General features: G+C 56.5%; 21 protein-coding genes and 3 tRNA genes. 12 read left to right on the plus strand and 12 right to left on the minus strand.

All coding sequences use genetic code 11. The features are described from left to right. Positions 1-64: 64 nt before the first annotated feature. From HFD94_RS11865 to HFD94_RS11875, 3 genes are all read right to left on the minus strand, one after another. Complete coding sequence (locus tag HFD94_RS11865) at positions 65-529, minus strand: YbaK/EbsC family protein (RefSeq protein ID WP_010671716.1); 465 nt, start codon at positions 527-529, stop codon at positions 65-67. 94 nt (positions 530-623) lie between these two features. Then, a complete protein-coding gene (fhuF, locus tag HFD94_RS11870; RefSeq protein WP_010251473.1) occupies positions 624-1,418 on the minus strand; it encodes a siderophore-iron reductase FhuF in 795 nt (264 codons plus the stop codon). 193 nt (positions 1,419-1,611) lie between these two features. Further along, positions 1,612-2,709: a diguanylate cyclase gene (locus HFD94_RS11875; protein ID WP_010671715.1), complete on the minus strand. Its 1,098-nt coding sequence runs from the start codon at positions 2,707-2,709 to the stop codon at positions 1,612-1,614. Between the two features lie 231 nt (positions 2,710-2,940). On the opposite strand from HFD94_RS11875, the gene HFD94_RS11880 reads away from it, so the two are divergent. Beyond that, positions 2,941-3,225, plus strand: a complete 285-nt coding sequence (locus tag HFD94_RS11880; RefSeq protein ID WP_010251467.1) for a DUF1435 domain-containing protein — start codon at positions 2,941-2,943, stop codon at positions 3,223-3,225. Positions 3,226-3,386: 161 nt separating this feature from the next. Here HFD94_RS11880 and HFD94_RS11885 read toward each other — a convergent pair. From HFD94_RS11885 to rsmC, 4 genes are all read right to left on the minus strand, one after another. Next, positions 3,387-3,473: transfer RNA gene (locus HFD94_RS11885), tRNA-Leu, on the minus strand. 28 nt (positions 3,474-3,501) lie between these two features. Further along, positions 3,502-3,588 (minus strand) — tRNA-Leu (locus tag HFD94_RS11890). 30 nt (positions 3,589-3,618) lie between these two features. Next, positions 3,619-3,705 (minus strand) — tRNA-Leu (locus HFD94_RS11895). A 151-nt stretch (positions 3,706-3,856) separates the two neighbouring features. Further along, positions 3,857-4,888, minus strand: a complete 1,032-nt coding sequence (gene rsmC / locus HFD94_RS11900) for a 16S rRNA (guanine(1207)-N(2))-methyltransferase RsmC (protein WP_060681682.1) — start codon at positions 4,886-4,888, stop codon at positions 3,857-3,859. 106 nt (positions 4,889-4,994) lie between these two features. On the opposite strand from rsmC, the gene HFD94_RS11905 reads away from it, so the two are divergent. From HFD94_RS11905 to yjjG, 3 genes are read left to right on the plus strand one after another with little or no spacing between them, the layout of a single operon-like run. After that, the gene (locus HFD94_RS11905; RefSeq protein ID WP_022625367.1) at positions 4,995-5,405 is read left to right on the plus strand and encodes a DNA polymerase III subunit psi; all 411 of its coding nucleotides are present in this window, start codon (positions 4,995-4,997) and stop codon (positions 5,403-5,405) included. After that, on the plus strand, positions 5,377-5,817 hold the full coding sequence (rimI, locus tag HFD94_RS11910; RefSeq protein ID WP_010671713.1) for a ribosomal protein S18-alanine N-acetyltransferase: 441 nt from the start codon (positions 5,377-5,379) through the stop codon (positions 5,815-5,817). The genes HFD94_RS11905 and rimI overlap by 29 nt, the downstream gene beginning before the upstream one ends. 18 nt (positions 5,818-5,835) lie before the next feature. Further along, complete coding sequence (gene yjjG, locus HFD94_RS11915) at positions 5,836-6,516, plus strand: pyrimidine 5'-nucleotidase (RefSeq protein WP_010671712.1); 681 nt, start codon at positions 5,836-5,838, stop codon at positions 6,514-6,516. Between the two features lie 425 nt (positions 6,517-6,941). Here the strand turns inward: yjjG and HFD94_RS11920 are convergent, their stop codons facing one another. Further along, positions 6,942-7,592, minus strand: coding sequence for a YtjB family periplasmic protein (locus HFD94_RS11920; protein WP_010253606.1), 651 nt, complete (start codon positions 7,590-7,592; stop codon positions 6,942-6,944). Between the two features lie 107 nt (positions 7,593-7,699). On the opposite strand from HFD94_RS11920, the gene serB reads away from it, so the two are divergent. The 3 genes from serB to nadR all read left to right on the plus strand — a co-directional run bounded on the left by serB (position 7,700) and on the right by nadR (position 11,390). Next, positions 7,700-8,677, plus strand: coding sequence for a phosphoserine phosphatase (gene serB, locus HFD94_RS11925; RefSeq protein WP_033770935.1), 978 nt, complete (start codon positions 7,700-7,702; stop codon positions 8,675-8,677). A gap of 13 nt (positions 8,678-8,690) precedes the next feature. Continuing rightward, positions 8,691-10,073, plus strand: a complete 1,383-nt coding sequence (gene radA / locus HFD94_RS11930) for a DNA repair protein RadA (protein WP_010253610.1) — start codon at positions 8,691-8,693, stop codon at positions 10,071-10,073. Between the two features lie 75 nt (positions 10,074-10,148). Beyond that, entirely contained in the window at positions 10,149-11,390 is a 1,242-nt protein-coding gene (gene nadR, locus HFD94_RS11935; RefSeq protein ID WP_010253612.1) for a multifunctional transcriptional regulator/nicotinamide-nucleotide adenylyltransferase/ribosylnicotinamide kinase NadR, read from the plus strand. A 45-nt stretch (positions 11,391-11,435) separates the two neighbouring features. Here the strand turns inward: nadR and HFD94_RS11940 are convergent, their stop codons facing one another. Next, entirely contained in the window at positions 11,436-12,437 is a 1,002-nt protein-coding gene (locus tag HFD94_RS11940; RefSeq protein ID WP_167433163.1) for a zinc-binding alcohol dehydrogenase family protein, read from the minus strand. A gap of 204 nt (positions 12,438-12,641) precedes the next feature. Here HFD94_RS11940 and HFD94_RS11945 point away from each other — a divergent pair, with 204 nt between their 5' ends. Then, on the plus strand, positions 12,642-13,538 hold the full coding sequence (locus tag HFD94_RS11945) for a LysR family transcriptional regulator (protein ID WP_167433164.1): 897 nt from the start codon (positions 12,642-12,644) through the stop codon (positions 13,536-13,538). A gap of 112 nt (positions 13,539-13,650) precedes the next feature. Continuing rightward, positions 13,651-14,028: a hypothetical protein gene (locus HFD94_RS11950; protein ID WP_010253618.1), complete on the plus strand. Its 378-nt coding sequence runs from the start codon at positions 13,651-13,653 to the stop codon at positions 14,026-14,028. Positions 14,029-14,082: 54 nt separating this feature from the next. Here HFD94_RS11950 and ettA read toward each other — a convergent pair whose 3' ends face one another. After that, entirely contained in the window at positions 14,083-15,750 is a 1,668-nt protein-coding gene (ettA, locus tag HFD94_RS11955; RefSeq protein WP_010253620.1) for an energy-dependent translational throttle protein EttA, read from the minus strand. Positions 15,751-15,940: 190 nt separating this feature from the next. Further along, positions 15,941-16,705, minus strand: coding sequence for a DNA-binding transcriptional repressor DeoR (gene deoR / locus HFD94_RS11960; RefSeq protein ID WP_061902110.1), 765 nt, complete (start codon positions 16,703-16,705; stop codon positions 15,941-15,943). A 392-nt stretch (positions 16,706-17,097) separates the two neighbouring features. On the opposite strand from deoR, the gene rbsK reads away from it, so the two are divergent. The 3 genes from rbsK to HFD94_RS11975 are packed head-to-tail and all read left to right on the plus strand — an operon-like array spanning position 17,098 to position 20,360. After that, the gene (rbsK, locus tag HFD94_RS11965; protein WP_033787409.1) at positions 17,098-18,015 is read left to right on the plus strand and encodes a ribokinase; all 918 of its coding nucleotides are present in this window, start codon (positions 17,098-17,100) and stop codon (positions 18,013-18,015) included. Between the two features lie 9 nt (positions 18,016-18,024). Next, positions 18,025-19,350 (plus strand): L-fucose:H+ symporter permease, encoded by a 1,326-nt coding sequence (gene fucP / locus HFD94_RS11970; protein WP_061703614.1) that lies wholly within the window; start codon positions 18,025-18,027, stop codon positions 19,348-19,350. Further along, the gene (locus tag HFD94_RS11975) at positions 19,347-20,360 is read left to right on the plus strand and encodes an aldose 1-epimerase family protein (protein ID WP_167433165.1); all 1,014 of its coding nucleotides are present in this window, start codon (positions 19,347-19,349) and stop codon (positions 20,358-20,360) included. The genes fucP and HFD94_RS11975 overlap by 4 nt, the downstream gene beginning before the upstream one ends. A 7-nt stretch (positions 20,361-20,367) precedes the next feature. Here HFD94_RS11975 and urtE read toward each other — a convergent pair whose 3' ends face one another. Then, a complete protein-coding gene (urtE, locus tag HFD94_RS11980) occupies positions 20,368-21,066 on the minus strand; it encodes an urea ABC transporter ATP-binding subunit UrtE (RefSeq protein WP_010253632.1) in 699 nt (232 codons plus the stop codon).

Raw genomic sequence — 21,066 nt, forward strand, 5'->3', positions numbered from 1 at the left:
AGTTTGTCAGCCGCATCAGGACGCGGGCAGAAGGTGCAGGGCTTGTGTGAGCTGATACCCGGCATTACATTGCTTCGCACACATCGACCCAGCGGGCGTTAGTCAGTTCAGCCATCAGCTGTGGGGTAATGCGAACGGCGCTGTGGATAGCGCCGGCGGCGGGCAGGACTTCCTCGAAACTGCGCAGTGAAACATCACAGTAAACGGTCAGCGGATTCTCAAGACCGAAAGGACAGACGCCGCCCACCGGATGGCCGGTCCAGTTAATCACCTCGTCCACGCTCAGCATTCGCGCTTTCGCCCCCAGCGCCGCTTTCAGCTTGCGATTATCCAGCCGGGCATCGCCTCGTGTCACAATCAGCACCACGTCGTTTTTCACTTTCAGTGACAGGGTTTTGGCAATCTCTCCTGGCGTCACGCCATGGGCGCGGGCAGCCATCCCGACCGTCGCAGTGCTTTCGGCCAGTTCAATAATTTCAATTTCAGGGGCGTGTTCGGCGAAGAACTGGCGCACGGACTCCAGGCTCATCTTTCTCTCCAGGCTGATCGAAGGCGTAAAAATTGCCACAAGCCTCAGTGCCTGTAAACGAGATAAACGGAGAATTCAGCGTAATTAAGTCTGTTTAGCTGCCGCTCAGGGTGCAGTTGCCGCATTGTTCGACATCGGGAATGCGATAACGCTGGCAGCAGCTGCGACGGACCAGTTCACCATTACGTGGGATCATGGTGCGGTAGAGCGGATTTTCGCTGCCATCCAGCAGCCGCTGGTTGAAGAACAGCGCCTGCTCCAGTTGCAGCACCAGCGACTCATCGATCTGGCTTTTCAGTTCACCCAGGAACCACTGGAATGAGTAGCCCATATTGTTCCAGATGAGTCGGGCGTTGATATCACCATGCTGCGTAATACCATTAACCACCGGGATCAGATGCTGCTGAATCAGCCGATCGATACGCTGCTGAGGGTTAAGGTAGCGCGCTTCTTCATCCTCCTGCACATCGATCCAGAAAGTGGCCGGATGACCATTCTCATGAAAACCGACGCGGATATGCTCTGGCGAGCAGTCCAGCGCACGCGACTCCTGCAACAATGCCATGATCAGTGTTGGCAGCAGCAGGCCAAAATACCATTGCGCCCAGAGTGACAGCACCGGTTTCGCTTCACGAACCGCATCAGGATGATCGCGATAGAGATAATCGCTGTAGCGCTGAATAATTGGGGTAAAGGCTTCTGATTGTGACCAGGCGGCGAGGGTCAGCGTGTCGCGCGGAGCAGGCTGGCTGAGCTTCGTCGATTCAAGCAGATAGCTGCGCTGTTGTTGCAGCCGCTCATGCAGACTTTCCGCCAGTGGACGGTCATTCTGCCGGAAGATCATCGACTGAGCGTTAAAACGCTGTTCCTGAGCTGAAACGGTTGCCATGACGACTCGCGAAAAGTGTAGATAAGAAAGCAAATGATAATCGTTATTGATTAACTCTACAAGTCGTGTAAAAAATCGTCGTTGCGGGTGGGAAAACGGCGGGTTTGAGGTCAGTTATCCGATCGGACAGAGCAGCAGAGAGCCGGGCATATCGCGCCGAAGCCTCCGTTATTACCGATGGCGTTACGTTTAATTAGGCATGTTCACTGGCGGCGTGATGCTGTTTTCGGGGTAAATCTTCCCAGGCGAGAATGGTATTCCGGCCCTGATTTTTAGCCACATATAATGCGCTGTCAGCATTGGCGACCGCCAGGTCAAATTCATTATCATAAATAGGCGCGATGCCGGCACTGATGGTGACGTGGGTTGAAACGGTTTCATTGAAAAGATGGGGGATTTCTAAATCCAGCACGTACTGACGGATTCGCTCTGCCAGTTTCATGGCGATGGAACTGTTCACATTGGTCATCAATACCAGAAACTCTTCGCCGCCATAGCGGGTGACAACATCGCGTGAACGCACCGCATCACGAATCGCGACAGAGACCCGCGCCAGCGCCTGATCGCCCATCGCATGCCCGTAATTGTCGTTATAAGACTTAAAGTGATCGATATCCAGCAGCAGCACATAGTGGCTGCCAGCATGGTTTTCCAGAATATTATCCAGCCGGTTCTTAAGACCACGACGGTTATAAAGCCCGGTCAGCGGGTCGAGCATGCTGAGGTCGCTGAATGTCTCTTTCTCTTCGTAGAGCTGATGCATCAGGCGCAGAGTAAAGTTGTCGGCACGGCGGCGCATCAGATGCTGTAGTGAGAAACCAATCAGCGGCAGCGTAATGGTCAGCAGGATCAGCGGCAGGTGCTGTGCATTGTCGAGCAGCAATACGGTGAGCACCGGTGGCGTGACATGCAGACAAAAAGCCCCCAGATAATCGCTCAGGGCGATGGCACTGATAAATAACACACTGATCAAACTGATAATAAGAAAGCCCCCATCAAAATAGAACACCTGATGAAAGCGATAATTAATATGCCAGGCCCAGAGCATTCCCAGCAGCAGCGCCACAGGATTTAACAGGGGAAGTTTTACTTTAGGCCATATTAAAAGGGAAATTAACATAATGCCGCTAAAGGCCGCGACACTCATTACCGGCAGGGTCGTCTCACTTTGCTCACTGCTCATTATTGGCAGCAGATGAAATAGCGAAACGGCGATATTCAGAAACAGGAAAAGCATCACTGAAAGCCGGTATTTACTCTGCTTCAGCTCTTCATAGGATTGTAATTTCATTATAAGTACTCGTGACGACCCTGAAATACCAAAGCGCACGCCGGCAAAATCAGGTTCTGCCAGACAATGAGCAAATTATTGCTGTTGCTGTTATTAAAGGTGTTATCGGCCGCAATCTAGCATTTTCCAACTGGTCTGTCATCTTCGTTGCCGGGCGTGACAAAAACAGGCTGCAGTGCAGGCAAAACTGTCATATGATAATGGGAATGCTTATCATTTGAGGTTTGTGTCATGGGGATAGCGATTATCGCGGCCTGCGGCCTGTGGGGAGTCAGTTGGGCACTGGGTAAAAAGCTGGATAGTGCGTGGGGCGTGTTGCTGCCGTGCATTGCGCTGCCGCTGTTCGCCTTATGGGAACCGAGCTTCAGCCAGTGGCGGATGGTGATGACGGTTGCGCTGCTGCTGACTGTCGTGATGCTGTTTAACCAGCGGCTGCGTCACTATCTGCTGCTGCCATCCTGTCTGGCGTTAGCGGGCGGACTGGCGGCTGTCTCTGTGAATTTTCATCTGAATTAACATAAGCGGAGTGGGTACAACCGGCGCACGGGGTAAAGCGGCTGGAAAAGATAAAGCGACCGGAAAACAGAACAACTGGAAAAGGTAAAACGAGCAGGGGGTAAAGCGAAACCGCAGGGGAACAGAAGAGATGAGCGGGAAAGGCCTGAAGATGACAACGTTGGTGCGAAGAGAGGGACTTGAACCCTCACGTCCGTTAAGACACTAACACCTGAAGCTAGCGCGTCTACCAATTCCGCCACCTTCGCATCGAGTTGTCTGTTCATATCACCGCAATGGTGCGAAGAGAGGGACTTGAACCCTCACGTCCGTTAAGACACTAACACCTGAAGCTAGCGCGTCTACCAATTCCGCCACCTTCGCGCAGTGCTCGCGATATGAAACTTGTGATTTTGGTGCGAAGAGAGGGACTTGAACCCTCACGTCCGTTAGGACACTAACACCTGAAGCTAGCGCGTCTACCAATTCCGCCACCTTCGCATACCCGTAACACCTTGAGAATGTTACAACCACGGAGGCGCATTCTAGAGATTTTACTCTTTGCGTCAACAACTATTTCGTCGGGCTGAAACGATCGCTGTAAAAAGCAACGTTTTCAGCCCGGCAAAGCAGTTAACGGCAGGAAAAACCCTTAGCGCGTTTTGGCACCGCGACCATAGACGGCACGGTAAACTTTAAAGCGGCCGGTTTGCGCGATGACTTCATGGCTGCCGAAGGCTTCATCCAGCGCCTGCGGGTAGGGCAGGAAGGTGTTGGCAACGATACGCAGTTCGCCGCCGGTATTCAGGTGCTTCACCGCACCACGAATCAGCGCCTGTGCGGCGTCGAGGCTGGTCTGAGTGCCTTCATGGAAGGGCGGATTAGAGATAATCATGTCGAAACGACCGGTTACGTCAGAGAAGACGTTGCTGGCGAAGACTTCGCCCTCGATGCCATTGGCGGCCAGCGTCGCTTTACTCGCTTCAATCGCCGCTGCATGCACGTCACACAGCCACAGACGCACTTTAGGCGAACGGGCAGGCAGCGAGGCGGCAATCACGCCCGCGCCACAGCCCATATCCAGCACTTTACCTTTGGTGTGCGGGGTAAAGGTCGACAGCAGCAGGGCGCTGCCGCTATCCAGACCGTCACGGCTGAAGACGCCAGGCAGGGTATGAATCGTCAGACCATTAAGCTGATACTGGTGACCAAAGGTGCTGGCATCGAATTCAGGCTGTTTGTCGAGGCGACCGTGGTAGAGACCACAGCGACGCGCGCTGTCGATCTTCTCCAGCTTCACCCACGACTCCATCATGCCTTCGGCGCTGCGCACGCCGCTGCGGTTTTCACCGACCACGAACACGTCGCAGCCCACCGGCAGCAGCGACAGCAGGTTCTGCAGCTGGAACTGCACTTCCGGCTTATTCTTGGTCCAGAAGTAGACCAGGGTATCGCAGCCCTGCACATCTTCGGCCTGCGCAACCATTCCGTAACGCGCCTGCTCGCCCATACGGCGGCTCAGGTTTTGCCAGTGATGATATTGCTGGGTGTGAACGCGCGACGAGGCGGTTTCCAGCTGAGCGGGCAGGTCATCCTGCAGATCGCCAGCAAATAAAACATGGCGGGCGGTAAATTCATCACTGTGGCGCAGAATGACTTCGCTGGCCGGGGTAAAAGCAGACATGTAGGGCTCCTGTAAGATCTGAGCGGGGATTATAGTGGTTTGTTGGCGCATGTTCGATGGGTTTGCTAGCATAGCGTCGCATTCAGGCAGCAGAACAGGTAACACCATGACGTCCAGGCGCGACTGGCTTTTACAGCAAATGGGAATTACGCAGTACCAACTGCGCCGCCCGCGCGTGCTTCAGGGCGAAATTGCCGTCACGCTGGCACCGGACACGCAGTTAATTATTGTCGCTGACGCGCCCCCCGGTTTGCATGAACCGCTGATGCGCGATGTGCTGCATGCCCTCAATCTGCAACCCGCTCAGGTAATGACCGTGACACCGGATCAGCTGCAAATGCTGCCGGAGACGCTGAACTGCGCGGGCTGGCTGCTCGGCGTAGAGAGCGAACAGACTTTCAATGGCGTGGCATTAACCAGCGCCTCTTTCAATGAACTGATCAGCAGCGGCGTCGCCAAACGCGCGCTCTGGCAACAGATGTGTAACCATGACAGCCATCTCTTTACTCACCCCTGACGATCTGGCGCAGGCCTTCGCCATTGAGTGTCGTAGCCACGCGTTTCCCTGGAGTGAAAAGACGTTTGCCAGCAATCAGGGCGAGCGCTTTATCAATTTACGTCTCGACGTTGACGGCCAAATGGCCGCCTTTGCGATTACGCAGGTGGTACTAGACGAAGCCTCGCTGTTTAACATCGCGGTCGATCCCGCTTTTCAGCGCCGGGGATTGGGCCGCCAGCTGTTGCAGCATCTGATCGATGAGTTGATCAAACGCGACGTACTGACGCTGTGGCTGGAAGTGCGCGCCTCGAACCTGCCCGCCATCGCGCTCTATGAGCAGCTTGGATTCAATCAGGTCAGTCGTCGCCCCAACTATTATCCCACCGCCAGCGGCCGTGAAGATGCCATTCTCATGGCACTGACGCCGTAGCGGTGTTAAGGAGCTTTAATGATTGATAACTGGGATTGCATCCTGTTTGATGCCGACGATACCCTTTTTCATTTCGACGCCTATGCCGGTTTGCAGCGCCTGTTCGCCGGTTATGACGTGCAGTTCACCGACCAGGATTACAGCGATTATCAGGCGATAAACAAGCCGCTGTGGGTCGATTATCAGAACGGTGCTATCTCCGCGTTACAGCTGCAGACTCAGCGTTTCAATCACTGGAGCGAAAAGCTCAGCGTTGCGCCGGAGATCCTCAACAGCGGCTTCCTCAGCGCAATGGGAGAGATCTGCACGCCGCTGCCGGGCGCGGTCAGCCTGATGAATCAGCTGCATGGCCGGGTGAAAATGGGCATCATCACCAACGGTTTTACTGCGCTGCAGCAGACGCGTCTGGAGCGCACCGGTTTCCGTGATTACTTCTCGGCGCTGGTAATCTCCGAGCAGGTCGGCCAGCCAAAACCGGCGCCAGAGATTTTTGATTACGCACTGAATCTGATGGGCAACCCGGATCGTGAGCGGGTGCTGATGGTGGGTGATACGCCAGAGTCAGACATTCTGGGCGGCATGAATGCCGGTATTAAAACCTGCTGGCTCGATCATGGCACCCGGCCATTGCCGGAACATATTAAGCCCACCTGGCAGGTCAAATCGCTGGGCGAGCTGGAAGCGCTGCTCATCGGCTAACGCAAGACGCCTCGCAAATCAGCATCTTTCCCATAAAAAAGGCCCGCACAGCGGTAATGTCAGTCAGTTAAGCGACAGGTGATAACGCAGTCTGGTGCCGGGCAGGGGCTGGCGGTCCTCGCGCCGCTGCGCGGTTCCTTCACTTCATTCCTCTGCCTGACGGACCGCCGGGGATGGCACATCCTGTGCCGCCCCGCCTTTCGCCCGCGTCCTGCGGGCTCTCCTGGCAGACTCATTCTGTTCAGCGCTGCGGATTGCCTGCCCCTGCCCGGCACCAGCCTGCGCTGGCCCGCACTGAGGCTCGCTCGCCCATAAAAAAAAAGCTGCCACGTTTGACCGTGACAGCCTTTACAAATCTAATCTTAACTGACTGGCATTACCGCATAGCGGGCCTTTCTTGTTTTATCTTTACCGCAGCCGGAGCGTTACTCTTTCTTCTCGTCGTCCTCATCCCGATCCTCTTTCACCGGTGTACTGGCGGTGAGCAGGAAAGGCGACTGCTGCCAGCGGGTGCGGCGGTGGCGCAGCAGGGTGCGTGAGAGAATAATGCCAATTGCCAGCGCCAGCAGCATCATCAGACGCAGAATATTGGTGGTGTTATCGACCTGATGTGAGTCGGTGACCAGCACGTGGGTATCCAGCGTCACGCGCAAAAAGCCCAGCGGACCCTCGTTTCCGGCCAGCGGCTGCACAATCTGATGGTTGAAATAGCTGCCCGCGCGCTGGCCGTCGAGCGCCAGCCGATCGCGGACATTGATGTTTTCACCGCTGTGCGCCACCAGGCTGCCGTCGCCGTCATAGACCGATGCATCCAGAATACGGCTGTTAGCCGTCATCTGATTAAGAATGGCTTCTATCTGAGTCCGGTTATTTTCACTGTTGTCCATCAACGGCTTAAGGCTGAACGCCACCTGGCTGGTCAGCGTATGCGCCAGCTCCTCGACCTGTTCAGAACGCGCCGCCTGATGGCCGAGGCTGAACCAGGATGCGCCCTGCATCAGCACGACCAGCAGCGCCATCGAGATGAGAACGATCACGGTACGATGTAAGCGAAATTTCAGTGCGGTTTTAGCCATTAATCATCCGGGTCATATCACAACAGAAAGCCTGGAGATTATGTTGCCAGAAGCGGCGCAGACAAGGTAGCCTCTTGCGTGGTTTTGTTGTCCCTACAGGAGCTCTGATGCCAAATCGTTTAACCTGGTGCGATCTTCCCGCCGATGTCTCCCTCTGGCCGGGTTTGCCCCTTTCTCTTAGCGGTGATGAAGTGATGCCGCTGGATTATCGCGCTGGCCGTACCGGCTGGCTGCTGTATGGCCGCGGGCTGGATAAGCAGCGGCTGACCGATTACCAGCACCAGCTGGGTGCCGCCATGGTGATCGTCAGCGCCTGGAACGTCGATGAGTATCAGGTGATTCGCCTGGCGGGATCGCTGACGCCGTTTGCCAGCAAGCTGGCGCACGACGCCGGACTGGATGTTGCGCCGCTGGGCAAAATCCCGCATCTCAAAACGCCAGGCCTGCTGGTGATGGATATGGACTCCACCGCGATTCAGATCGAGTGCATCGACGAGATTGCAAAACTGGCGGGCTGCGGCGAGCAGGTGGCGGAAGTCACGGAACGTGCGATGCGCGGCGAACTCGACTTCACCGCCAGCCTGCGTCAGCGCGTGGCCACGCTGCAGGGCGCGGACGCCAATATTCTGAAACAGGTGCGTGATGCCCTGCCGCTGATGCCTGGCTTAACCACCCTGACGCAGAAGCTGCAGGCGCTGGGCTGGCAGGTTGCCATCGCGTCTGGCGGCTTTACCTACTACGCCGAATACCTGCGCGACAAGCTGCATCTGTCGGCGGTGGTGGCTAATGAACTCGAAATTCGCGACGGCAAACTGACCGGCAACGTGCTGGGACCGATTGTCGACGCACAATACAAAGCCGATACCCTGAAGAAGCTGGCGCAGCGTTTTGACATCGCGCCGGAACAGACGGTGGCGATCGGCGATGGTGCCAATGACCTGCTGATGATCAAAGCCTCAGCGCTGGGCATTGCGTTCCATGCTAAACCTAAGGTGAATGAGCAGACTGCGGTCACCATTCGCCATGCCGATTTAATGGGGGTGTTCTGCATCCTCACCGGCAGCCTGATCCACGAAGAGCGTTAACTGAGGTATTGATTTGGCCAAAGCGGCAAAACGCGCATTTGTCTGTAACGAATGTGGCGCAGATTACCCACGCTGGCAGGGGCAGTGCAGCGCCTGTCACGCCTGGAACACCATCACCGAGGTGCGCATTGCCGCCTCGCCCGCGGCTGCGCGTAACGAGCGCCTGAGTGGCTATGCTGGCAGCGCCGGAACCAGCCGGGTGCAGAAGCTCTCTGAAATCAGCCTGGAGGCGTTACCGCGCTTCTCGACCAGCTTCAAAGAGTTTGACCGGGTGCTGGGCGGCGGGGTGGTGCCGGGCAGCGCCATTCTGATTGGCGGCAGCCCCGGCGCAGGCAAATCCACGCTGCTGCTGCAGGTGATGTGCCGGTTGTCAGAGGGGATGAAAACCCTGTATGTCACCGGCGAAGAGTCACTGCAGCAGGTGGCAATGCGCGCCCATCGTCTGGGATTACCCACCGAAAATGTGAATATGCTGTCGGAAACCAGCATTGAGCAGATCTGCCTGATCGCCGAACAGGAGCAGCCGCAACTGATGGTGATCGACTCGATCCAGGTGATGCACATGGCGGAGATCCAGTCATCGCCGGGCAGCGTCGCCCAGGTGCGTGAAACCGCCGCTTACCTGACGCGCTTCGCCAAGACGCGCGGCGTGGCGATCATCATGGTCGGTCACGTCACCAAAGATGGCTCCCTGGCCGGACCGAAAGTGCTGGAACACTGTATCGACTGTTCGGTGCTGCTGGATGGCGATGCCGATTCCCGCTTCCGCACCCTGCGCAGTCATAAAAACCGCTTCGGCGCGGTTAATGAACTGGGTGTGTTTGCCATGACCGAGCAGGGCATGCGTGAAGTCAGCAACCCGTCAGCTATTTTCCTGTCGCGCGGCGAAGAGATCACCTCGGGCAGTTCGGTGATGGTGCTGTGGGAGGGAACGCGACCGCTGCTGGTGGAGATTCAGGCGCTGGTCGATCACTCCATGATGGGCAATCCACGCCGCGTGGCCGTGGGTCTGGAGCAGAACCGCCTGGCGATTCTGCTGGCAGTATTGCACCGTCATGGCGGATTGCAGATGGCGGATCAGGATGTGTTCGTTAACGTGGTCGGCGGCGTCAAAGTCACTGAAACCAGTGCTGACCTGGCGCTGATGCTGTCGATGGTGTCGAGCCTGCGCGATCGTCCGTTGCCGCAGGATCTGGTGATCTTCGGCGAAGTGGGACTGGCGGGCGAAATCCGTCCGGTGCCCAGCGGTCAGGAGCGCATCGCTGAAGCGGCGAAGCATGGCTTCAAACGCGCCATAGTGCCGGCAGGGAATGCACCGAAAAAACCGATTGCCGGGATGCAGGTTTTCAGCGCGAAGAAGCTGGCCGATGCGCTGGCGATTCTGGACGATCTGTAACGCGCCTGCGGCCGCCAGCGAAAAGCCGCTGGCAGGCCGCTCCCACCTTAACCGCATTGATGCAGGAGGCACGACATGTCGTCGTTTGATTATCTGAAAACGGCCATTCGCCAGCAGGGTCACACGCTGCAACAGGTCGCTGATGCCAGCGGCATGACCAAAGGCTATCTGAGCCAGTTGCTCAATGCCAAAATCAAAAGCCCCAGCGCGCAAAAGCTGGAGGCGCTGCACCGTTTTCTGGGTCTGGAGTTTCCGCGCCGCGATAAAACGGTCGGCGTGGTGTTTGGTAAATTCTATCCGCTGCACACCGGCCATATCTATCTGATTCAGCGCGCCTGTAGCCAGGTCGATGAGCTGCATATCATTATGGGCTACGACGAGCCACGTGACCGCGAACTGTTTGAGAACAGCGCGATGTCACAACAGCCCACGGTCAGCGATCGCTTGCGCTGGCTGCTGCAGACCTTTAAGTATCAGAAAAATATCCGCATTCACGCCTTTGATGAGGAGGGGATTGAGCCCTATCCGCACGGCTGGGATGTCTGGAGTAAGGGCGTCAGCGCGTTTCTCAGCGAGCACGGTATTGCGCCGGATTGCATCTACACCAGCGAAGCGCCCGATGCGGAGATGTATCAGCAGCATCTTGGCATTCAGACCGTACTGGTCGATCCCAGCCGATCCTTTATGAGCATCAGCGGCGCGCAGATCCGTCAGGATCCTTTCCGCTTCTGGGATTATATCCCGACCGAAGTGAAACCTTTCTTTGTGCGCACCGTGGCGATCCTCGGCGGGGAGTCGAGCGGTAAATCGACGCTGGTGAATAAACTCGCCAACATCTTCAATACCACCAGTGCCTGGGAATATGGCCGCGACTATGTCTTCTCCCACCTGGGCGGTGATGAAATGGCGCTGCAATATTCAGATTACGACAAGATCGCGCTGGGCCAGGCGCAGTACATCGATTTCGCGGTTAAATACGCCAATAAAGTGGCGTTTATCGACACCGACTTTGTCACCACGCAGGCGTTTTGTCTGAAGTATGAAGGGCGTGAACATCCGTTTGTGCAGGCACTGATCGATGAATATCGCTTTGATCTGGTGATTCTGCTGGAGAACAACGTGCCGTGGGTTGCGGATGGCTTGCGCAGCCTGGGCAGTTCCGTGGATCGACGCGAGTTTCAGTCGATGCTGGTGACGATGCTGCGGGAAAACAACATCGAATTCCTGCACGTGCAGGAAGATGATTATGACACCCGTTTCCTGCGCTGCATTGAACTGGTGAAAGCGATGCTGGGCGAGAAAAACGCCCAGCCGTAACGCATGCTGTAACCCGGTCTGCCGCAGGGCAGCCGGGTCAGCGGATTAATACACCATCACCACTTTGCCGCGCATGTGGCCTTCCAGCACGCGCTGATGGGCGGCAGTTAAGGTCTCAACGCTTAAGCCGTGCAGCGTCTCGCTCAGTGTGGTTTGCAGCTTACCTTCATCCAGCAACGCCGAGACGGCATCCAGAATCTCACCCTGACGCGCCATATCCGGCGTGTTAAACATGCTGCGGGTGTACATCAGCTCGAAGTGCAGTGCGGCACTCTTCAGCTTCAGCTGATCCATCGACAGCGGATGTTCATTTTCCACGATGGTGCAGATATGACCCTGCGGGGCAATAAGCTTTGCCATGGTTTCCCAGTGACCGTCGGTATCATTCAGGCAGAAGATATAATCGACCTGCTTAATGCCCTGTTTTTCCAGCTCACCAATCATATCTTTGTAGTTGATCACCAGATCGGCGCCGCGATCGCGACACCACTGCGCGGAATCTTCACGCGAAGCGGTGGCAATGATCTTCACCTTGCTGCGCAGTTTCGCCAGCGGGATCGCCAGCGATCCGACGCCGCCTGCGCCGCCCACGATCAGCAGCGTCTGATCTTCCGTTGCTGACTCAAGGTTCAGTCGCTCAAACAGTCCTTCCCAGGCGGTCAGGGCCGTCAGCGGGATCGCGGCGGACTGCGGCCAGTCCAGGCTCTCTGGCTTGTGACCGGTAATGCGTGAGTCAACCAGCTGCTCGGTGCTGTTACTGCCAGGACGGGTCAGGTCACCCGCATAAAAAACTTTATCGCCTGGCTTAAAGTTGCTGACTTTGCTGCCCACTTCCAGCACCACACCGCTGGCATCCCAGCCGAGGATGCGTGGCTGCTCTAGTCCGTTCTTCTTCGCCCCTTTGTGAACCTTGGTATCGACCGGGTTGACCGACGCGGCTTTGACTTCGACCCGCAGGTCATACTCCCCTGGCGCTGGGGTATCAGGGAAAATTTCAGTGAAGTTTTCAGGACTTTCCGGATTAATTGCGATAGCGCGAATAGACATACATTTTTCCTGTTTAGTCAGGCTAAAAGCCTGGATCTGGTGGTTGCCATTCTGGCCCTGAAGAGTGCTCACACTCCGCAGGGGCTGTGCCACGCTGTCCGTGGCAGACTGGCTGATGATTCGGAACAGGCTTTAAGTGTAGAACCTGATTTTAGCAGTGATAAGATGGACAATCTTTCATAGAGTGTTCGTCTGAGGTGAACAATGGCATTTCGCCAGTGGCAGGATATGGCACTGTTTGCGCTGGTGGCGGAGTGCGGCAGCTTTACCGGCGCGGCAGAACGTGCAGGGCTGCCAAAATCGAGCGTCAGTCAGCACATCAGCCAGCTGGAGCAGCGGCTGGGGATTCGTCTGCTGAACCGCACCACCCGCCAGCTCAATCTGACCTTTGCCGGTGAGCGCTATCTGCTGCATTGCCAGGAGATGATGCAGGCCAGTGAACGCGCCGATCAGGCGATCGCCAGCCTGCGCGAAAACCCCAGCGGGCGTCTGCGCATCACCAGCCCGGCGGGGATTGGTGCCACGCTGCTGGCGCGCTGTAACGCGGCGTTTTTACGTCTCTATCCCGATGTGACGCTGGATGTCTCGATCTCCGATGAGATGCGTGATCTGGTGCAGGAGGGCTTTGATGTGGCGCTGCGCACCGGTCAGCCGCAGGAGTCCTCGCTGATTGGCCGCCGGATAGGCAACTGCCCGCGACTGCTGGTTGCATCACAGCGCTATCTTGATCAGCATCCGCCGCTGGTTCATCCACAGCAGCTGTCGGCCCACCGCTGTATAGCGCATCGTGCCTGGAATGAATGGGTGTTGCAGCGCGATGACGAATTCTATCGCTGGCTGCTGCCGCCAGGCCATCTCACGGACAATTTGCTCTATGCGCGCGAATCTGCGCTGGGCGATGCGGGCATTACGCTGCTGCCGCACTTTCTGACCGACGGGGCGATGGCGGATCCCCGGCTGGTGCCGGTATTGCCGGAATGGGAAATCGAGGGGAATGAGCTCTGGCTGGTCTATCCGGGCCGTAAACTGAATTCACCTGCGCTGGCGCGGTTTATTGAGTTCGCGCTGCAGTCACCGGTGTTCAGGGAGTTTTATCGCTGAACTTAAAATAAAAGGTATAACCGTAACCTGTAACTTTGATACCTGTAACAGAAAATTACATTGCATTAATTATGATGGCACTTCCTGTTCTTCTCAAAGGAAGAGAAATGTTATGAAAGCTCAAAATTTGAAAAGTGCTTGTATTAAAACTTTATCAAAAAGTGAACTTTATGATCAAAGAGAGTTTAATGGTGTAACAGCCCTTAAAAATATTCTGGGTAACGAAAATAAAGAGATTGAAGCAGACTTTGTACTCAGGGGCAGCGATGTCAGCTGCAGTGCATCAGTCACCTGGTATGATGCCAGAGAGTCACATGAAAGCCGGTCTGAATTTCGGCTCTATTATGAAGGTAATCCGGTAATGGAACTCGCAGTGCCTGGTGATAATATCATCATTGGTTTTGATAAAAAAAGTAAATTAACCTGTATTTTATTTAAAACACACGATGATGAGCATCAAGGGCATATTGAACAATGGACGCCGCTTTAAAAAAACAAAAAAGGGAAGCGCCCGCTTCCCTTTTTAATATTAATCAGCCTGCCATTACTTCGTCATACGCTTGTACTTGATGCGCTTCGGCTCCAGCGCTTCGGCGCCGAGAGTACGCTTCTTGTACTCTTCATATTCGGTAAAGTTACCTTCGAAGAATTCGATGTTGCCCTCATCCTGATAATCCAGGATGTGCGTGGCGATACGGTCCAGGAACCAGCGGTCATGCGAGATCACCATGGCACAACCCGGGAACTCCAGCAGGGCGTTTTCCAGCGCGCGCAGGGTTTCAATGTCCAGGTCGTTGGTTGGTTCATCGAGCAGCAGCATGTTGCCGCCAACCTGCAGCAGCTTCGCGAGGTGCAGACGACCACGCTCACCACCCGACAGTTCGCCTACGCGTTTGCCCTGATCGACGCCTTTAAAGTTAAAGCGGCCGACATAGGCGCGGCTTGGCATCTCGGTGTTACCGATGCGCATGATGTCCTGACCGCCGGAAACCTCTTCCCACACGGTTTTGGCGTTATCCATGCTGTCGCGGAACTGATCCACAGAGGCCAGCTTGACAGTTTCACCCAGTACAATCTCACCGGAATCAGGTTGTTCCTGACCAGACATCATGCGGAACAGCGTTGATTTACCCGCGCCGTTCGGACCGATAATCCCGACAATTGCACCTTTCGGTACCGAGAACGAGAGATCGTCAATCAGCACACGGTCGCCATAAGACTTACGCAGATTGCTGACTTCCAGCACTTTGTCACCCAGACGGGCACCTGGCGGAATGAACAGTTCGTTGGTTTCGTTACGCTTCTGGTAGTCGGTGTTGTTCAGCTCTTCAAAGCGTGCCAGACGGGCTTTGCCTTTAGACTGCTGGCCTTTTGGCCCTTTGCGCACCCACTCCAGCTCTTTCTCAATCGACTTGCGACGAGCGGCTTCAGAGGAGGCTTCCTGCGCCAGACGCGCATCTTTCTGCTCCAGCCAGGAGGAGTAGTTACCTTCCCACGGAATCCCTTCGCCGCGGTCAAGTTCCAGAATCCAGCCTGCAACGTTATCCAGGAAGTAACGGTCATGCGTAATCGCGACGACGGTGCCTTCGAAGTCGTGCAGGAAGCGCTCCAGCCAGGCGACAGATTCGGCGTCCAGGTGGTTCGTCGGTTCGTCCAGCAGCAGCATGTCTGGTTTTTCCAGCAGCAGGCGGCAGAGGGCGACGCGACGACGTTCGCCACCGGAAAGGGTGGCAATTTTCGCGTCCCAGTCAGGCAGGCGCAGCGCATCGGCAGCACGTTCCAGCTGGGTATTCAGGTTGTGACCATCGTGAGCCTGGATGATCTCTTCCAGACGGCCCTGTTCAGCGGCCAGTTTGTCGAAGTCTGCACCTTCTTCAGCATAGAGCGCATAGACTTCGTCGAGACGCTTCAGTGCGCCAACGACTTCTGACAGCGCTTCTTCTACCGACTCACGCACGGTGTGTTCAAGGTTAAGCTGCGGTTCCTGCGGCAGGTAGCCAATCTTGAGGCCTGGCTGCGGACGCGCTTCCCCTTCGATATCTTTATCGATGCCGGCCATGATGCGCAGCAGGGTAGATTTACCCGCGCCGTTCAGGCCGAGTACGCCAATTTTTGCGCCAGGGAAGAAGCTGAGCGAGATGTTTTTCAGGATATGTCGCTTCGGCGGAACCACTTTGCCGACGCGATGCATGCTATAGACGAATTGAGCCACGTTGGTTTGAGCCTCTGGGTCTGTTGGTCGTTTGAATGATGTCGAAGTTTAGCCTTTTTCACCGTTTAATCCCAGCCGGGGGGCGGCGAATATTAGCGTGGCGGAGCCGATGCCGGGCGATCCAGGCATAACTGACTGATTTCCACACTCAATCGCTGACAGAGTCAGGAGAGGATGTCAGAAAGAGGCGTCAGGGCAGGCGCAGCGGGATCGCCTGCTGGGCCAGCCAGTTTTGCAACGCCTGATCGGGCGCGCTGTCACTCACCAGCAGATTAAAGCGCTGCAGCTCGGCGATGCGGGCAGGCAGCACCTTGCCATATTTACTGCTGTCAGCCACCAGCACCGACTTTCGGGCGCGCAGCATGGCGTGATGCTTCATCATCAGCTCATTGGTGTTGTAGCAGGTCGCGCCCTGATCTTTGTCGATGCCCGCTGCAGAGATAAAGGCCAGCGTCGGGCAGAGATCGTCAAGGATGGTATGCACGCCAATCGGCGTAAACAGGGCGTTGTCGGCATGAAATTCACCGCCGCTGAGAATCACGTTACAGGCCGGTTTCTCTTTCAGGGTCAGAAAGGTATTCATGGCGCAGCAGATGGCGGTAAACGACAGGGTGTCGGGAATCGCATCCACGATGTAGGGCAGGGTGGTGCCGCAGTCAAAAAAGACCGTATCGTTCTCATTGATCAGGCTGGCGGCCGCCTGTGCCAGCCGCTGCTTTCTGGCGGCATTCTGGCCATGCTGATCGCTGACAAAATAGTGGCTGGCATGACTTTTCGGATCGCTGACGATATAGCCGCCCAGCAGGACTACGCTGGAGCCCGGCTCGGTTAAATCGCGGCGAACCGTCATCTCTGAGACGCCAAGCAGCTGGGCCGCATCTTTCAGATGCAGTTTGTCGGTGCGTTTCAGCGCCTGCGTCAGCTTGTGAATGCGTTCGTCGCGCCGGGTTTCCATGGTCATCTCTCTGTTCCCTATCCTGCAGTGCGGAGGAAAGACGCCGGGATCGACGTCAATACGCGACAAACCTCACAGATTTGAATGAGTTGCGTCTCATCCGCCAGGCTGGCAGTCAATCTTACCCGCAATCCGTGAGGGCCGCAAACCTCCGCCGTACTGTCAGCGCGTGGTGATATCGGCACATCACCGCGGGCGGTTGTGGCTTTCATCCACCGCGTTCAGTGATGTTAGCTTGTTACAATAATAACACTGAAAATCCCCTTTCATGGTGTCTTTTGCCTGTTCTCACCGCCGCAGGATGTGGTTTTTGTCACATATTTAACCTTTAAGAATTGTTATTGTTACTTTAATAACATTTTAAGTTTAAAAAACATCCGGGAGAAAAGGTCATGACAATTGCGGTCATCGGCTCAAACATGGTCGATCTGATTACCTATACCAACAGCCTGCCAAAAGCGGGCGAAACCCTTGAAGCGCCCGACTTTGCCATTGGCTGCGGCGGTAAAGGGGCCAACCAGGCGGTCGCGGCGGCAAAAATGGGCGGCAACGTGATGATGGTCAGCAAGGTCGGTGACGATCTCTTTGCTCCGAACACCGTTGCAAATCTTCAACAGCAGGGCGTGGACACGCGCTTCGTCACCACCGCACCAGGCACCTCCAGCGGCGTGGCACCGATTTTTGTCGATGACCAGTCGCAGAACCGCATTCTGATTATCAAAGGTGCTAACCAGCAGCTGAAACCGGCCGATATCGACGACGCGGCAGAGGCGCTGAAAGCCTGCCAGCTGATCATCCTGCAGCTGGAGATCCCGCTGGAGACGGTCTATTACGCCATCGATTTTGCCCGCCAGCATCAGATCACAGTGATCCTTAATCCGGCGCCGGCCGTCGCCACGCTTGATATTGATTACGCCTGCAAATGCGACTTCTTTATGCCCAACGAAACCGAGCTGGAGATCCTCACCGGCCTGCCGGTCAGCAGCGATGAAGAGGTGATCCTCGCCGGACAGTCGCTGCTGAAACGCGGCCTTAAAAATCTGATCATCACCCTGGGCAGCCGGGGATCGGTCTGGATGAGCGGCGACGAGATCCATCGCGTGGATGCCACACCGGTTCAGGCGGTAGACACCAGCGGCGCGGGCGATGCCTTTATCGGCTGCTTTGCGTATCTGCTGGTGGAAACCGGCGATGTGGCAGCCGCCATGACCCAGGCGTCTGCCTATGCCGCCTGCAGCGTCACCGGGCGCGGCACCCAGCGCGCCTATCCCGACGCAGAGAGTTTCCAGCGCTTTCTCAACCGTAACTGAGGTTCTGCCATGCAACAGAAAATTGTTCAGCAATCTGATGGCTATCTGAATAAAACGCCGCTGTTCCAGTTCATTCTGCTGTCGTGCCTCTTTCCGCTCTGGGGCTGTGCGGCGAGTCTTAACGATATCCTGATCACCCAGTTTAAAAGCGTATTTGCCCTGAGCGACTTTGCCAGTGCGCTGGTGCAGAGTGCCTTTTATGGCGGCTATTTTCTGATTGCGATCCCCGCGTCGCTGGTGATCCGCAAGACCAGTTACAAGATGGCGATCATGATCGGCCTGGCGCTCTACATTGCCGGCTGTATCGCCTTCTATCCCGCCTCGCACATGGCGACCTACACCATGTTCCTGGCAGCGATATTTGCCATCGCCATCGGCCTGAGTTTCCTGGAAACCGCCGCCAACACTTACAGCTCGATGATTGGCCATCGTGATCACGCCACGCTGCGCCTCAACGTCAGTCAGACCTTCTATCCGATCGGGGCGCTGATGGGGATCGTGCTGGGCAAATATCTGGTGTTCCAGGAGGGCGACAGCCTGGAGAGTCAGATGGCGACCATGACGGCAGAGCAGGCACATGCGTTCCGCCTGACGATGCTGGAACACACGCTGGAGCCCTACAAATATCTGGTGATGGTGCTGGTGGTGGTGATGCTGCTGTTTATGTTCACCCGCTATCCGCGCTGTAAACCCGAAAGCAGCGAGAGGTCGCGCCCTTCGCTGGGCGAGACCTTCCGCTATCTGGCTGGCAACCGACACTTTAAACGCGGAATTGTGACCCAGTTCCTCTATGTCGGCATGCAGGTGGCCGTCTGGTCGTTTACCATTCGTCTGGCGCTAACGCTGGGGGCGACTAATGAACGTCACGCCTCAAACTTTATGATCTATAGCTTCATCTGCTTCTTTATCGGCAAGTTCGTGGCGAACTTCCTGATGACCCGTTTCCGCGCAGAGAAGGTGCTGATTGCCTATTCGGTGCTGGGCGTGCTGACGCTGGCTTATGTGATGCTGGTGCCGAACTTTACCGCCGTCTACGCCGCCGTTTTTGTCAGCGTGCTGTTTGGTCCCTGCTGGGCGACGATCTACGCGGGAACGCTGGCGACGGTCGATAACAAATACACCGAAGTCGCGGGCGCGTTTATCGTGATGGCGATTGTCGGTGCGGCCTTTGTCCCGGCGCTGCAGGGCCTGGTTTCGGACTCACTGGGTTCTATGCAGCTGGCATTTGGCGTCTCGCTGCTCTGTTTCGCCTGGGTTGGATTCTACTTCTATGGCGAACTGCGCCATAAAAAACAGCCTGTTGCGACCGGTCGTCTGGCGGAGGAGTTACCATGAAAACCCGTTTACCCTTAGCGCGTGAACAGTTTCACACCACACCCTGGGTGCTTTTAGAAAGCGATGATTTCCGGGTTGAGCTGTTTCGCTATCCGGCGGGCATTGAGGCGGTGCGCATTCATAACCGGCGCGGCAGCGTGACCGTGCTGCCGTTTCTCGGGCAGATGATCTGGGACGCAGAGTTCGACGATCACAACCTGACCATGGGCCACAGTTTTAAGCAGCCACTGCCCGCAAATTCGATCATCGACACCTATGGCTGTTTCGCGTTTCATTCGGGACTGCTGGCCAACGGCTGTCCCTCACCAGAGGACGATCATCCGCTGCACGGTGAGATGGCCTGCGCCCGCATGGACAGCGCCTGGCTGGTGCTGGAGGATCAGACGCTGTCGCTGGAAGGGGAGTGTGAATATGTCAAAGGCTTCGGCCATCACTACCTGGCCGCACCCGCCGTCCGCATTCCGGCCGATCAGCCCCGGCTGACGATTGAAATGACAGTCACTAATCTGGCTGGCGCGCCGATGCCGCTGCAGTATATGTGTCACCTCAACAGCGCGTGGATCGATCAGGGCCGCTTCCGGCAGTCGATCCCCGAACAGGCATTCCAGCTGCGTCGCTCGATCCCGGCGCATCTGCGACCAACGCCCGCCTGGCGGGATTACACCGATCGGCTGGCGCGCGATCCGCAGGCGTTACAGCAGCTCGATCAGCCGCAACTTTGCGATCCGGAGATCGTCTTCTTCGCGGACGATCTGCCGCAGTATGGCGATGAGGTGCAGTTTGAGCTGCATTCGCCGCAGGGCTATGCGCTGATGACGCGCTTCTCTACCGCACAGTTCCCGCACGCCACTCGCTGGCTGCTGCACAACCACGATCAGCAGGTGGCGGCCTATATTCTGCCCGCCACCTGCCGGCCAGAGGGCTTTCTTGCCGCGCAGCAGGCTGGCACGCTGATCATCCTGGCGCACGGTGAACAGCGCCACTTTTCTGTCGAGACCGGCTTACTCTGAGCCGGGTTTAAATTGCCACCAGGCCGCGCACACCCTCTGCTTCCATGGTGTCGCCGCGGCCACGCTGCACAATTTCTCCGCGCGACATCACCAGATAGCTGTCCGCCAGCTCCGCCGCGAAGTCATAAAACTGCTCCACCAGCAGGATCGCCATATCTCCCCGTTGCGCCAGCTGGCGGATCACCGCGCCGATCTCTTTGATCACCGAAGGCTGGATCCCTTCGGTCGGCTCATCAAGGATCAGCAGCTGAGGCCGACAGGCCAGCGCCCGGCCAATCGCCAGCTGCTGCTGCTGACCGCCAGACAGGTCGCCGCCCCGGCGTGACTTCATCGCCAGCAGCACCGGAAAGAGCTGGTAGATCTCCTCCGGCACTTCACGCGCCTGCGCAGCCGGAAAGCGTGACAGCCCCATCAGCAGATTCTCTTCCACCGTCAGACGCGGAAAGATTTCCCGCCCCTGGGGCACCCAGGCGATGCCAGCCTGCACCCGCTGGTGCGGCTTGCGGCCATTCATGCGCTGCTGCTGCCAGTGAATCTCGCCCGACTTCGCCGGGATCAGCCCCATCAGGCATTTCAGCAGCGTGGTCTTCCCCACACCATTGCGCCCCAGCAGACAGGTAATTTCGCCAATCTTTACCTCAAACGACAGGCCGCGCAGAATATGACTGCCGCCATAATATTGATTCAGTTCAGTAACCTGTAACAT

The sequence above is a fragment of the Pantoea sp. EKM20T genome (genome assembly GCF_011800485.1).
GTDB lineage: Bacteria > Pseudomonadota > Gammaproteobacteria > Enterobacterales > Enterobacteriaceae > Pantoea > Pantoea agglomerans.

What these genes read in the sequence shown, in the direction of transcription:
- HFD94_RS11865 (WP_010671716.1), bottom strand. Translation starts at nt 529, where the DNA reads ATGAGCCTGGAGTCCGTGCGCCAGTTCTTCGCCGAACACGCCCCTGAA.
- fhuF (WP_010251473.1), bottom strand. Translation starts at nt 1,418, where the DNA reads ATGGCAACCGTTTCAGCTCAGGAACAGCGTTTTAACGCTCAGTCGATG.
- HFD94_RS11875 (WP_010671715.1), bottom strand. Translation starts at nt 2,709, where the DNA reads ATGAAATTACAATCCTATGAAGAGCTGAAGCAGAGTAAATACCGGCTT.
- HFD94_RS11880 (WP_010251467.1), top strand. Translation starts at nt 2,941, where the DNA reads ATGGGGATAGCGATTATCGCGGCCTGCGGCCTGTGGGGAGTCAGTTGG.
- rsmC (WP_060681682.1), bottom strand. Translation starts at nt 4,888, where the DNA reads ATGTCTGCTTTTACCCCGGCCAGCGAAGTCATTCTGCGCCACAGTGAT.
- HFD94_RS11905 (WP_022625367.1), top strand. Translation starts at nt 4,995, where the DNA reads ATGACGTCCAGGCGCGACTGGCTTTTACAGCAAATGGGAATTACGCAG.
- rimI (WP_010671713.1), top strand. Translation starts at nt 5,377, where the DNA reads ATGACAGCCATCTCTTTACTCACCCCTGACGATCTGGCGCAGGCCTTC.
- yjjG (WP_010671712.1), top strand. Translation starts at nt 5,836, where the DNA reads ATGATTGATAACTGGGATTGCATCCTGTTTGATGCCGACGATACCCTT.
- HFD94_RS11920 (WP_010253606.1), bottom strand. Translation starts at nt 7,592, where the DNA reads ATGGCTAAAACCGCACTGAAATTTCGCTTACATCGTACCGTGATCGTT.
- serB (WP_033770935.1), top strand. Translation starts at nt 7,700, where the DNA reads ATGCCAAATCGTTTAACCTGGTGCGATCTTCCCGCCGATGTCTCCCTC.
- nadR (WP_010253612.1), top strand. Translation starts at nt 10,149, where the DNA reads ATGTCGTCGTTTGATTATCTGAAAACGGCCATTCGCCAGCAGGGTCAC.
- HFD94_RS11940 (WP_167433163.1), bottom strand. Translation starts at nt 12,437, where the DNA reads ATGTCTATTCGCGCTATCGCAATTAATCCGGAAAGTCCTGAAAACTTC.
- HFD94_RS11945 (WP_167433164.1), top strand. Translation starts at nt 12,642, where the DNA reads ATGGCATTTCGCCAGTGGCAGGATATGGCACTGTTTGCGCTGGTGGCG.
- HFD94_RS11950 (WP_010253618.1), top strand. Translation starts at nt 13,651, where the DNA reads ATGAAAGCTCAAAATTTGAAAAGTGCTTGTATTAAAACTTTATCAAAA.
- deoR (WP_061902110.1), bottom strand. Translation starts at nt 16,705, where the DNA reads ATGGAAACCCGGCGCGACGAACGCATTCACAAGCTGACGCAGGCGCTG.
- rbsK (WP_033787409.1), top strand. Translation starts at nt 17,098, where the DNA reads ATGACAATTGCGGTCATCGGCTCAAACATGGTCGATCTGATTACCTAT.
- fucP (WP_061703614.1), top strand. Translation starts at nt 18,025, where the DNA reads ATGCAACAGAAAATTGTTCAGCAATCTGATGGCTATCTGAATAAAACG.
- HFD94_RS11975 (WP_167433165.1), top strand. Translation starts at nt 19,347, where the DNA reads ATGAAAACCCGTTTACCCTTAGCGCGTGAACAGTTTCACACCACACCC.
- urtE (WP_010253632.1), bottom strand. Translation starts at nt 21,066, where the DNA reads ATGTTACAGGTTACTGAACTGAATCAATATTATGGCGGCAGTCATATT.